Source organism: Ruegeria sp. AF2 (assembly GCF_056542025.1).
Genome location: NZ_JBQFZC010000001.1, coordinates 595,499 through 608,191 on the forward strand (window position 1 = coordinate 595,499; position 12,693 = coordinate 608,191).

Annotated in this window: 12 protein-coding genes; 9 read left to right on the plus strand and 3 right to left on the minus strand. The window is 58.0% G+C overall.

Annotated features, from left to right (window positions below; all coding sequences use genetic code 11):
• Positions 1–32 precede the first annotated feature (32 nt).
• The 3 genes from ACR0NM_RS02900 (at position 33) to rpoD (ending at position 4,462) form a co-directional block, all read left to right on the plus strand.
• A complete protein-coding gene (locus ACR0NM_RS02900; RefSeq protein WP_170396287.1) occupies positions 33–329 on the plus strand; it encodes a hypothetical protein in 297 nt (98 codons plus the stop codon).
• Positions 330–409: 80 nt separating this feature from the next.
• Positions 410–2,359, plus strand: a complete 1,950-nt coding sequence (dnaG, locus tag ACR0NM_RS02905) for a DNA primase (RefSeq protein ID WP_480613150.1) — start codon at positions 410–412, stop codon at positions 2,357–2,359.
• 114 nt (positions 2,360–2,473) lie between these two features.
• Positions 2,474–4,462 (plus strand): RNA polymerase sigma factor RpoD, encoded by a 1,989-nt coding sequence (gene rpoD / locus ACR0NM_RS02910; protein WP_170396291.1) that lies wholly within the window; start codon positions 2,474–2,476, stop codon positions 4,460–4,462.
• Between the two features lie 183 nt (positions 4,463–4,645).
• On the opposite strand, the gene ACR0NM_RS02915 is transcribed toward rpoD, so the two are convergent.
• A complete protein-coding gene (locus tag ACR0NM_RS02915) occupies positions 4,646–5,659 on the minus strand; it encodes a helix-turn-helix domain-containing protein (RefSeq protein ID WP_480613152.1) in 1,014 nt (337 codons plus the stop codon).
• 339 nt (positions 5,660–5,998) lie between these two features.
• On the opposite strand from ACR0NM_RS02915, the gene ACR0NM_RS02920 reads away from it, so the two are divergent.
• From ACR0NM_RS02920 to ribD, 6 genes are all read left to right on the plus strand, one after another.
• Complete coding sequence (locus tag ACR0NM_RS02920) at positions 5,999–6,424, plus strand: thiol-disulfide oxidoreductase DCC family protein (protein WP_480613154.1); 426 nt, start codon at positions 5,999–6,001, stop codon at positions 6,422–6,424.
• A complete protein-coding gene (locus ACR0NM_RS02925) occupies positions 6,414–6,968 on the plus strand; it encodes a DUF4166 domain-containing protein (RefSeq protein WP_480561321.1) in 555 nt (184 codons plus the stop codon). The genes ACR0NM_RS02920 and ACR0NM_RS02925 overlap by 11 nt, the downstream gene beginning before the upstream one ends.
• 77 nt (positions 6,969–7,045) lie before the next feature.
• The gene (locus tag ACR0NM_RS02930) at positions 7,046–7,447 is read left to right on the plus strand and encodes a hypothetical protein (RefSeq protein ID WP_255612048.1); all 402 of its coding nucleotides are present in this window, start codon (positions 7,046–7,048) and stop codon (positions 7,445–7,447) included.
• Positions 7,448–7,453: 6 nt separating this feature from the next.
• On the plus strand, positions 7,454–7,864 hold the full coding sequence (locus ACR0NM_RS02935; RefSeq protein WP_170403327.1) for a secondary thiamine-phosphate synthase enzyme YjbQ: 411 nt from the start codon (positions 7,454–7,456) through the stop codon (positions 7,862–7,864).
• 119 nt (positions 7,865–7,983) lie between these two features.
• Positions 7,984–8,454: a transcriptional regulator NrdR gene (gene nrdR / locus ACR0NM_RS02940; RefSeq protein WP_039534475.1), complete on the plus strand. Its 471-nt coding sequence runs from the start codon at positions 7,984–7,986 to the stop codon at positions 8,452–8,454.
• Positions 8,451–9,551: a bifunctional diaminohydroxyphosphoribosylaminopyrimidine deaminase/5-amino-6-(5-phosphoribosylamino)uracil reductase RibD gene (gene ribD, locus ACR0NM_RS02945; protein WP_480613156.1), complete on the plus strand. Its 1,101-nt coding sequence runs from the start codon at positions 8,451–8,453 to the stop codon at positions 9,549–9,551. Before nrdR ends, ribD begins: the two co-directional genes overlap by 4 nt.
• A gap of 3 nt (positions 9,552–9,554) precedes the next feature.
• On the opposite strand, the gene ACR0NM_RS02950 is transcribed toward ribD, so the two are convergent.
• On the minus strand, positions 9,555–11,552 hold the full coding sequence (locus ACR0NM_RS02950; protein WP_480613158.1) for a capsular polysaccharide biosynthesis protein: 1,998 nt from the start codon (positions 11,550–11,552) through the stop codon (positions 9,555–9,557).
• 3 nt (positions 11,553–11,555) lie between these two features.
• Entirely contained in the window at positions 11,556–12,689 is a 1,134-nt protein-coding gene (locus ACR0NM_RS02955) for a polysaccharide biosynthesis/export family protein (RefSeq protein WP_170597923.1), read from the minus strand.
• Between the last annotated feature and the right edge of the window lie 4 nt (positions 12,690–12,693).

The window sequence follows — 12,693 nt, forward strand, 5'->3', positions numbered from 1 at the left end:
GCGCTGAAAGAAACGAATCCCGGGAGATCCCCATGTTGCGTATCGCCATCGTTGCGGCCGTGCTGGCCACGCCAGTGGTTGCACAGGAAACCAAGGAACAGAGCTGCAAGTATCAGGCCGACGTTGTTGCAGCGATACAGAAAGCGCGACTTGACCGAGTCAAGGAACGCGATGTGGCGCAGGCGGTGGCCGACAGTGGTCCTACCTGGCCCGAGAACTACAATGCCGCTGTTCCACTGATCACGCCTTGGGTATATGAGCAGAAGATGCGCGACGTGCGTAAGAAGGATCTCGGAGCTGCGTGGCTGGAGTTGTGTTTACAACAATAATCCACAGTCAGATCATTTCTCTGTGGACAACCGCGCGCCATCCCCTTGGCGCGCGTTTTCATTTCTGGCAGGTTTGACCCATGTCTTTGCCCCCCGGATTTCTGGATGAACTGCGCACGCGCCTCAGCCTGTCTCAGGTTGTTGGGCGTAAGGTCATGTGGGACCAGCGCAAATCCAATCAGGGCAAGGGGGATATGTGGGCGCCTTGCCCCTTTCATCACGAAAAGACCGCCTCGTTCCACGTCGATGACCAAAAGGGATTCTATTATTGCTTTGGCTGCCACGCCAAAGGGGACGCGATCAGTTTTGTGAAAGAGACCGAGAATGTCTCTTTCATAGAAGCCGTGGAAATTCTGGCGCGCGAGGCCGGGATGCCGATGCCCGCACGCGATCCCAGGGCGCAGGAGAAACAGGACCGCCGCTCGCAACTGGCCGAGGTGATGGAGCAGGCGGTGCAGTTTTTCCGCCTGCAACTCAAGACCGGCGCAGGGGCGGGGGCGCGCGACTATCTGGGGCGCCGAGGACTGGATGCGCAGGCGGTGGATCGGTGGGAGATCGGGTTCGCGCCGGACGGCTGGCAGGCGTTGTGGGATCATCTGACCGGTAAGAGTGTCTCCGAGGACCTGATCCTTGGGGCCGGGCTGGCGAAACCTTCGAATAAGGGCAAAAAGCCCTATGACACATTCCGCAACCGCATCATGTACCCGATCCGCGACCCGCGCGGGCGGTGCATTGCGTTTGGTGGCCGGGCGATGGATCCCAATGACCACGCCAAATACCTGAACTCGCCCGAGACCGATCTGTTCGACAAAGGCCGCAGCCTCTACAACCATGGCCCCGCACGACAGGCGGCAGGCAAGGGGCAGCCTTTGGTCGTGGCCGAGGGCTATATGGACGTGATCGCTTTGGCAGAGGCCGGGTTTGGCGCGTCGGTTGCGCCATTGGGGACGGCGATCACCGAGCATCAGTTGCAACTACTTTGGCGCATCTCTGACGAGCCGATCATCGCTTTGGATGGCGATACGGCAGGGCTGCGCGCGGCGATGCGGGCGGTCGACTTGGCGCTGCCGTTGCTGGAAGCGGGCAAATCCTTGCGCTTTGCACTGATGCCCGAAGGCAAGGACCCCGACGATTTGCTGCGCGCCGAAGGTTCGGGAGCGGTGCAGGGTGTGCTGGATGCTGCAATCCCGATGGTCAAACTGCTCTGGCAACGCGAGACGGAAGGCAAGGTCTTTGACAGCCCCGAACGCAAAGCGGCGCTGGATAAATCCCTGCGAGAGAAGATCAAGCTGATCCGCGACCCCTCGATCCGATCGCATTACGGGCAGGAAATTAAGGACCTGCGCTGGCAATTGTTTCGCCCACAGCGACAATCGCAAAATCGTCCGTGGCAACCGCGCGGAAAATGGCAGCCGCAGGCACAGCCTGCCACGCCAGGCGCACGGGCGTCATTTCTGGCCTCGGCTGAGAATGCGGATATTCAACTGCGCGAAGCGGCAATTCTCGCGATTGCCATCCTGAATCCACAAGTTGTCGTGCAATTCGAAACTCAGCTGGAAGAAATGGATTGCCACGACCCTGATCATGCGGCCTTGCGGGGGGCAATCCTGCGTCATGCGATTGACAATCCCGATAACCTGCAAGACCACATCATGCAAACTTTGGGGCCGGAACCCCTTGAAAACCTGCTGGCCCTTCGCCATGTCGCAGTGATCCCCTGTGTGTACAAACCGGGCGACGTTGAAAAGGCCGAGATGACGCTGGCCGAGGAACTCGCAAAGATCAAAGCGCTCCGGGGGTTGGATGCTGAGATTGCCGAAGCGGCAGAGGAATTGTCTGATCTGGCCGATGAGGCGCTGACATATCGGCTGGCGCAAGCCGCCGAAGAGCGCAACCGTACAAGCCGCAGCCAGAACGAAGACAGGGCCGTTTTCGACATCGCCGACAATGGTGCGCGAATCAACCGCGATGAGAAAGACGCGTTTGAGGCCATCACGTCTGGCATCAAATTCGAACGGAAACATCGATGAAGTGGTGTTTTCGTAAGGCACTGGAAAAGAAAAACGGGTAAACGGGTGGCCGAATCACTTCTACGCGCTAATGATTCGGTTCAAACGAATCACCCATCCCTGCAGGAGCATTGAATGGCCGCCAAGGATACGAACGAAGACCGCAAATCCGACGAGCAGGAACAGGAAATCTCGCTGGACATGAGCCAGGCCCAGGTCAAGAAGATGATCGCCGAGGCTCGCGAGAAAGGTTACATCACCTACGACCAGCTCAATCAGGTTCTGCCGCCTGATCAGGTCAGCTCGGAACAGATCGAAGATGTTATGTCGATGCTGTCCGAGATGGGCATCAACATCATCGAAGATGAAGAAGCCGAAGAAGAAGAAAACAAAGGCTCGACCGAACTGGTCACCACCGAAGGTCCGCGCGAGGTTGCGCTGGCTGGTGCTGCAACCGAAAAGCTGGATCGCACCGATGACCCCGTACGCATGTATCTGCGTGAGATGGGTTCAGTCGAACTGCTGAGCCGCGAGGGCGAGATTGCTATCGCCAAGCGGATCGAAGCCGGTCGGAACACCATGATCGCTGGTCTGTGCGAAAGCCCGCTGACCTTCCAAGCGATCACCATCTGGCATGATGAACTTTTGTCCGAAGACATTCTGCTGCGGGACGTCATCGATCTGGAAACCACTTTCGGCAACCAGATGGATGAAGACGGCGAGGTTGAAGAGCCGGTTGTCGATACCTCATCGGTGCAGGCGGCCAAGCCTGCCAAGGATGAGGGGCCGGAGCTTGACGCTGACGGCAACCCGATCGCCAACGATGATGACGATGATGACGACGATCAGGCCAACATGTCCCTGGCCGCGATGGAAGCAGCGCTGAAGGATCAGGTTCTGACCACGCTGGAACGCATCTCGACCGACTTCGCAATGCTGTCCGAAATGCAGGACAGCCGGATTTCTGCGACGCTGAATGAGGATGGCACTTTCAGCGCGAAGGACGAAGAAACCTATCAGAAGCTGCGCGCTGAGATTGTTGAACTGGTGAATGGTCTTCACCTGCACAACAACCGGATCGAAGCTCTGATCGACCAGCTCTATGGCATCAATCGTCGGATTATGTCACTGGACAGCTCGATGGTGAAACTGGCTGACCAGGCTCGCATCAACCGTCGCGAGTTCATTGATGCGTATCGTGGGCGCGAGCTGGATCCGAACTGGTTGGCCGAAATGGCCGAGAAACCGGGTCGGGGTTGGCAGATGTTCATCGAACGCTCGACCGAAAAGGTTGAGGAACTGCGCAATGACATGGCTCAGGTTGGCCAATATGTTGGTCTCGATATCCCTGAATTCCGCCGCATCGTGCAGCAGGTTCAAAAGGGTGAGAAAGAGGCGCGGCAAGCCAAGAAGGAAATGGTCGAGGCCAACCTGCGTCTGGTGATCTCGATTGCCAAAAAGTACACGAACCGCGGCCTGCAATTCCTTGATCTTATTCAGGAAGGTAACATCGGCCTGATGAAGGCGGTGGACAAGTTCGAATACCGCCGGGGCTATAAGTTCTCGACCTATGCGACCTGGTGGATCCGTCAGGCGATCACGCGTTCGATCGCGGATCAGGCGCGCACGATCCGTATCCCGGTGCATATGATCGAAACGATCAACAAGCTGGTCCGGACAGGTCGTCAGATGCTGCACGAAATCGGCCGCGAGCCAACACCGGAAGAATTGGCCGAAAAGCTGCAAATGCCGCTTGAGAAGGTGCGCAAGGTGATGAAAATCGCCAAAGAGCCGATCAGCCTCGAAACGCCCATCGGCGACGAGGAAGACAGCCAGCTTGGTGATTTCATCGAGGATAAGAATGCCGTTCTGCCGCTGGACAGCGCCATTCAGGAAAACCTCAAGGAAACCACCACACGGGTTCTGGCCTCTCTCACCCCGCGTGAAGAGCGGGTTCTGCGGATGCGCTTTGGCATCGGCATGAACACCGACCACACGCTGGAAGAGGTCGGTCAGCAGTTCAGCGTGACGCGCGAACGTATCCGCCAGATCGAGGCGAAGGCGCTGCGTAAGCTGAAACACCCGAGTAGGTCGCGTAAATTGCGGTCCTTCCTGGATCAGTAAATCGAAAGGCGCCTCATCCCGAGGCGCTTTTTTCTTTCGCCCGCTCACAATGACTGAACTTCAAATCAAATTGGCGGGAATTCGCAAGGAGTCCGGCGATGCCATCTTTATATCGCCGCTGTCCACTCATGGACAGGCCGGGGCGAGGTGATTGGGCTGATGACCCCCGGCCACGTTGTAGCTTCATGAAAGCGGATGAGAGACACGTTTGCGAAAAGCAGTCGGGGCCTGACCCGTCCAACGTTTGAAGGCGGTGGAAAACGCAGCCTGATCGGAATAACCGAGCGAATACGAGATTTCGGACAGATGCATACCGTTCTTGATGAAGGTCTGCGCCAGGTCACATCGTAAATCTTCGACAATCTCGCGATATGAAGTGCCTTCGTCAGCCAGGCGGCGAGCCAGTGTTCGAGGGCTTAGGCCGAGCTGGGTGGCGGCGTCGTCCACCTGTACAATTCCCCCCGGCATCGCATCTGTGATCAACCCTTCGATCTGTGCTCGGGTTTTCTGTCTTGGCGACTGTCTTTCGGCCAGCAGGCGTTCACCAAATTCAACCAAATGCGCGCGCAGGCTAGGGTCGTAAGTTGGGATCGGTGTTTCCAGCGAGGGTAGCGACAGGATGATTTCCAAGCGTTCGGCCCCGAAGGTAACTGGGAAACCTCCGATCTTCTGGTAGGTGGCTTGGTGTTGCCCAACTGTGTGCTGAAACCGTATCTCAATCGGATTCAGATTCAACTGAGTCAACGCCCGCATCCGGGCGATCGCGCCAAACAGCAGGAACTCGGTCCGCCGATGATAGCGAGAAAAGCTCGGGTCTTTCCAATCGGCCTCAAGCGAGGCAGCGTTACCTGAAAGGCGCAGATTGAAGGCCAGGGCCGGGTCGATAATGCCATGAAACCGCGCCGTATTCTCGATCACCTGCTTCAGATCACGAGAGTACTTGCTGATATAGGCCGTAATGCTGGAAGAAGAACTGAATTCCAGACCCGCCCGTGCGCCAAAGGTGATATCGCCAAGTGCATCGCAGGCGTGTCGGACAAACAGCGCTTCTTTGTGGGCGCTGTACCTTTTGGCAGGCGGTTCAATATCGCTGCGGGTCAATGCGCAGTCACTCAGGACTTGTTCCACCACGGTCGCGCTTGCGTGATCCTCAAGGGTCCGTGTCAGCAATTGAATGCGTGAAATGTCGATGTCCATCACCCAGCCCAAAAAACGCGTTACTGTAATACCGTTACCCTAGCGGCAAACCGTGGCAATGCGCCAGCCTCGGTGCTGATACCCAGGAATTGACCGCAACTCGCAAAGATATGGCAGAAATGGCCATGTCCGTAGCCTTGGCCAATAGCTACATGACCGGTGTTGTCGGGTCAGCGCCTTTTGGGGAAAAGGTCAGAGCCTGAGCGAGCGGTCCACCAAGCCGTTTCAACGGGTTCCCCGGCACGCCCCTCTCATTCTTCTGGTCAGTCATGTCGCATTGCTGCGGCGCATTCGACGTGACAGCATCACGGGGAACCTTTTGTTATTTCTTGATCTCTCGTGGCTGATGATCTTTCCATCGATACAGATTTGATCGTCTTCGACGGTGAATGCGTGCTGTGTTCAGGGTTTTTTCACTTCATGTTGCGCCATGATCGAGATCAGAAATTTCTATTTGCAACTGCGCAGTCACCGCTTGGGCAGCAGCTTTATGCTCTCCTGAACCTGCCGACAGACGAATTTGAAACCAATTTGGTGATCGTCAAAGGAAAGGTGCACCAAAATCTCGACGCATTTGCCGCTGCGATGCGTGCATTATATGTTCCGTGGCGGGTATTGTCCTTGTGTCGATACCTGCCGAAGTTTCTGAAGAACCCGCTGTACCGGATGATTGCCCGTAACAGATATGCGCTATTTGGGCGGCGGGATGAGTGCCTGGTTCCTGATCCTTCTCTCAGATCGCGGTTTGCCCAAGATGGATTCTGATCGTGATCCATTCCTGCAGGCGCTGGGTATAGATGAAGCTGTGCCTGGATTGGTCAGGGATTTGCACAGCGGGGAAGGTCGCTACTCTGGTCGATGCAGCATTCAGCGTGGCCGAGGCGTTTTGGTCGCTCTGGCACTTCGCATCGGACGATTTCCACCTGCGGGCGAAGATTTGCCGGTCACCCTTACGATCCGAAAGTCCGGCGCATATTGGCAATGGGAACGGGATTTCGCAGGCCACAAAACGCGTTCACGGATCACTTTTGATCCGCTGTGTGGCATGGTGCGGGAACAGATCGGCGGGCTGACAATATGGTTGCAGCCGGTGCGAACTGATAAGGGGCTGACCATTGAGATCCGCCGCCTCGCTTTATTTGGCATTCCGTGTCCGGGGTTTCTTTTGCCACCTTCCGGATCGACCGAGGCTGAGGACGCACAATTGAGGTTTCGCTTTGACATTTCGGCGACAGCACCGGGATTGGGGCGCTTGATCCGCTATGAGGGATGGTTAGAGCCTGTTCACGAACCACGTGGGTCAAGCTGACATGATCGTTAGTTCGCTGTGCTGACGATGGCGACGCACTAGTCTATATTTCACATGGAAACAGGAAGATGGTCACAATGAAACAGACAATACTTTGCGCATTTGCAGCACTGCTTATGACCAGCTCTGCGGGCGTTGTCGATGCAGCGCCGAACGGTTATCGAACAGAACCGATGAGCGGCACAGACTTCGAGGTCATTCCAAGGACACGTCAGGATACTGATGGATATTGGTGCGCCGCTGCTGATTTTGCCCGCCGGAAATTGGGTGCTGGGTGGCAGCAACAAATCTACGTTCTGCGCGGCTACGGCCCCAGCGTGACAACGGGACGCCGGACGGCGGTACAGTTCACACTGAAACAACCCGCCAATGTCCCGCAGAAAGGCAGCTTTTCGGTCACAGCCGGGTTCCAGCCGGGTGACAGCATGTCGGTACAGGGCGCAAATGCGCGGTGCGGCGTCCGTCCGTTTATCAATTGACCTGCGATGCAGACAGAATTCTCGATCCAGACACAGGGCGTGGGGCTCTATGAGATTACCGCCCCTGTGCGCAGTTGGCTGAGGCCGGTTTCGGACGGTTTGCTGACGCTCTTTGTACGCCACACTTCTTGTTCGCTGCTTATTCAGGAAAACGCCGACCCCGAGGTGCAGACTGACCTGCGCGCATTCTTTGATCGGTTGGTGCCGCAATCGGATCATCCGTCGATGGCTTATCTGCGCCACACCTATGAGGGGCCGGACGACATGCCAGCCCATATCAAGGCCGCGATGATGCCTGTATCGCTGTCGATACCGGTGTCAGATGGGGTACCTGCGCTGGGCACATGGCAGGGGATATATCTGTTTGAACACCGCAACGCGCCGCATGAAAGAAAGGTCGCTGCGCATTTTGGGTGACGCTTTATATTGGGGTGGAAAATTCCGACTACCCAAACTCTAGAGGCTGTCCTATAGTTGTGGATAAGTAAGCCGCAGCGCTTACAAAAAGTGGCCAGCTAGGGACGAGGAGACGGCGGATGCGCTGCCCGTTTTGCGGAAATATCGATACTCAGGTCAAAGATTCACGCCCGGCAGAGGATCACGTCGCGATCCGCAGACGGCGGTTCTGCCCGGCCTGCGGCGGACGGTTCACCACCTATGAACGCGTGCAACTGCGTGATCTGGTCGTCATCAAAACCAACGGTAAGCGCGAAGACTTCGACCGCGACAAGCTGGAACGCTCGATCCGTATTTCGATGCAGAAGCGGCCCATTGATCCCGATCGGATTGATCAGATGATCTCCGGTATCGTGCGCCGTCTTGAAAGCATGGGGGAAACCGATATCCCTTCGAATAAAATCGGTGAAATTGTAATGGAAGCGCTAGCCCGGATTGATACGGTCGCATATGTTCGCTTTGCGAGTGTGTACAAGAATTTCCAGGCGGCCGATGATTTCGAGGAGTTTGTCCACGAGTTGCGCCCGCCGCAACCCTCGACGGATGAGTGAGCGATACAGATAAGCGATATATGGCGCTGGCCCTATCATTGGGGCGGCGCGGCCAAGGCACCTGCTGGCCGAATCCGTCCGTCGGGTGTGTCGTCGTGCGCGATGAACGCATCGTTGGTCGCGGCTGGACGCAGCCCGGGGGTCGTCCGCATGCAGAACCTATGGCTCTGACGCAGGCGGGTAAGGCCGCGCGAGGTGCCACCGCTTATGTCTCGCTTGAACCCTGTTCACACTACGGAAAGACGCCGCCCTGTGCCGAAGCGCTGATTGCGGCCGGTGTTACCCGTGTGGTCTCGGCGATCGAAGACAGCGATCCTCGGGTCGCAGGGCAAGGGTTTGCCATGTTGCGCGAGGCCGGGATTGAGGTCACCACCGGTGTTCTGGCGGAACAGGCAGCACGCGACCACGCAGGGTTTTTCCTGAAAACCGAGCAGGGCCGCCCGTTTGTGACTTTGAAACTGGCCAGCAGCTTTGATGGACGGATTGCTACGGAAACCGGGCACAGTCAGTGGATCACAGGTCCAAATGCTCGCCGCGCGGTGCATGCGATGCGTGCGCGCCACGATGCGGTGATGGTTGGGGCAGGGACAGCGCGCGCCGATGATCCGTCGCTGACGGTTCGTGATCTGGGCGTGCAGCATCAGCCGGTGCGCGTGGTGGTCTCGCGCCATCTAGATCTGCCCTTGATGGGGCAACTTGCGCGAACCGCGTCCGATATCCCTGTCTGGCTCTGTCACGGCCCCCACCCAGACCCCGAGCGTGCGCGCGCATGGGAGGGGTTGGGTGCCCGTCTGATCCCTTGTGCGCTGGATGGTCATCACGTGGATGCGGCTGATCTGTTGCAGCAGCTTGGGCAGGCCGGATTGACGCGTGTCTTTTGCGAAGGCGGATCAGCATTGGCTGCATCTTTGCTAAAGGGCGATCTGGTCGATGAGTTGGTCGGTTTTACAGCGGGGCTGACCATCGGGGCCGAAGGTCTGTCCGCGATCGGGGCTCTGAGGCTTGATACTCTGGATACTGCCCCCCGATTTGATCTGATCAAAACACAGGTCGTAGGCGGCGATATCCTACATCGCTGGGCGCGCGTGACGCACTAGCCTTTAGCGCCACCAATGCGCATGCGTTGCCAGCGCGCCCTGAAATTTGGACAAGATGCGATTTACGGGTCCGGTAGGGGATGGCGTACCCTGCGCAAGCCGTTCGACCGCGATTTCGACGGGGCAGGTCTGTCCCGTCACCGGATCGAGATAGCGGGGGTAGTCAATCAGCGTTGCGTGCACCAATCCCATCAGCGAAGGCCGCGCGCCACGTCGCGCAGGCACTGCCCCCAGATCCGTTGTCAGCCCCCAACCGGCGTAGAACGGAGCGCCGAGTGTGGTGACCCGGACGCCGCGCAGCAAAGCCTCGAACCCCAGCAGAGAGGTCATAGTCCAGACCTCATCCACCTGTCCAAGCAGGGTGGCAGGATCGGTGCCTTCTACAATGACATCGGCCAGATCAGTTTCGATCTTGCCGTCGCGCAGACCAGCTTCGACATCCGGATGAGGTTTATAGATCAACACAGCGTCGGGATTGGCCTCGCGCGCCGCGCGCAGCAGGTCCAGATTGGTGCGGATATTGCTTGTTCCCAGCCGGATCGAGGCGTCATCTTCAACCTGACCTGGCACTAGAACGCGACGCCCCTTCGGTAGGTCCGGGGCGGGGTGGCCGATGTTGTACTTGCTTAGGCCCTCGGTCAGCAGCCGGGCTGTCAGCCGCTCGGCGCGGAGCCTCTGATCAGGGCGCAAGGTTTCGCGCGTGGTGATCCATTCTTCCAGGCGGCTGGGATGCGTTGGATCGTAGTAGATGCCGATATCATCGGTCACCAGCGACAGCGGTGGAACCAGCTCCGCGCCCAACCCACGGGATCGTAAAAAGCCATCCTCAATCCGGGTTGCATTCAGCGTCTCACCGGCCCGGCTGGCCCAGACCATATGGGGTTGTTTGGTGTTCTCTGGCTGCTCGGCCACGAAACGCACCTTATGGTGCTGGCCGAAAATGCGTTGCAGGTGGCGGCGTTTCCATACCCGCATCCCGGAGGCGGTCCAGCCTTTGTGGTCCTGCCGCCAGGCTCGGGTTTGCGCCTCAAGCGTATCGAGCACGCATTCCAATTCGCACAAACGATCATTGTAGGGATCATACCAGCGCGGGTACAGGATCATCGCGGCGGCAAAAAGCTGCGCCCGCGTAAGATTCCGTTGGCGACGGAGCAGGGGGGCATCATCCTGCGTCAGCCCCCACCCAGCGTAGAATGGTTGCCCGAACACGCGAGGTTTGTGCCCGGCCAATATCGCCTCAAATCCCATCTGCGAGGACAGCGTGTAAACCCCGATGGCCCCTTCAAGCAGCGACCATGGACTTATGGGGCTGTCGAGGATCGATATTCTGTCACTCAGAACCTGATCGGAAAAGTATCCCTTGCGGTGGCCTGCCGTGGTTTCGGGGTGGCTTTTGATGAGGATGCGTGCGCCGGGGTTTTCCTCTTGCGCGATTACCAGCATCTCGCGGAACCGTGCATAGTCGCCGTTGCTTGCGGTGACGGCAGCATCTCCCTGCGTCTGGTCGATCACTAGAACGTAGCCAGGATCGGGAGGCGTCAGATCAAGGTCAAAGGCCGAGTATTTGCTCAGATTCAGCTCTCGGATGCGCGCGATTGCGCCTCGCGCGCGATCCAGCAGGGCGGTGTCGTCCAGCGGATGCGTGGCTAACAGAGTTTCCAGATCCGAAGGCACACTCGGATCGAAATGCAGACCCGATCGATCCAACAACAGACCCATGGGTGCCTCACCGCTTCGTCCAGGGTGCAGAGACCGCAGGAACGCGTCTTCGACCCTCAGGACGGTCACATCGCGTTTCTGCGCGATACCCATTCCCCGATGGGCTGTCGGGCTGTTGCCCCAGACCCCGACCAGATCGTCTGGCTGTGGCAGACCAAGCCGGATGTCATACCCGGCCAGAGATAATATACGACGCAGCCGCGACTGTGTCAGGAACCCACCGTTGTAAACAAAAAGCCGGGAGCGTTCGCCCCCGGCCGTGTTCTCCGATTCAGAGAGCATTCATCAGTTACCCGTAAGCGTCGCCACATTCGCAAATGGCGTCAGACCTCCAGCAATCAGCGAGACAGATTTGCTCCACTGTGCATATGGGGCCTCGGTGACGTATATCGTGTCATCGTCTCGGATCACGAAATCGCGGGCGATGAACAGGCCATTGGGCGCGGTCAAGTTCAGCAGATAGATCATGCGCTGATCACCCTGTAGCTCGGGACGTCCCATGACATTGCGCGCCACATCCTGCCGTTCCTCACGCAGAACAAAAATACCGGTCGGGTCTGAGGATAGCGGCTGTAGGCCTCCGACCTGTGCCAGCGCCTCAAGGGCGGATAGGTCCTGACTTTCAAAGGCCACGCGGGATTGCCCGCCGGTCGAACCCAGCGCGATGTATGAGCGGCTGTCCTGTTCGACCAGAATGCGATCGCCGCCGCGCAGGGCGATATCGGTTTCCGGGTTGCGGAACAGATCGTCGTACCAGATTGTTCCTCTTTGCTTGCCCCTGATCACAGTGACCAATGCGATATCGGATGCAACTGCCACCCCGCCTGCTTGCGCGAGCATGGTCGACAACGAGCCAGTCGGTCGCTCAATCGGATAGATTCCCGGCGCGCCGATAGTTCCGGTCAGAGAAACGGTCGCCCCATCGCCCGGAGTACGCGACACTTGGACCTGCGGATCCGGAGTCTGTTCTTCCAGCTTCGAGGAAATCAACGTGCGGAGCTGCTCAGGCGTATTGCCCGCTGCACGCAGCCGCCCTGCATAAGGGACAAATATGTAACCTTCGCTGTCGACCTGCACCTGATCCAGAACGGTTGCGCCACCGGCTGCGGAACTTAGCAACCCATCCTCGACATTTTCCCAGATGCTGAGGCTCAGAATATCGCCGGGGCGTACGGTATCGGATGCGACGCTTTGCGCGCTGCGGAAGGATTTCGAAAACCCGTATTGCGGAATCACCGATGTGGCCCGCGCAACACGGTCGTCGACCTCAACCACAAAGGCGTTACCCCCGTTTTCGACCGACCCGGCTAGAATTTCGTTTTTGTTCGGTCCGGATTTGGGAAGCTGGCATGCTGCCAGCAGGCCAAGGGCCGCCACAAGGGAAACCCCCCGGATCCATCGGGTAGGAAAGCGCTGCACTGCC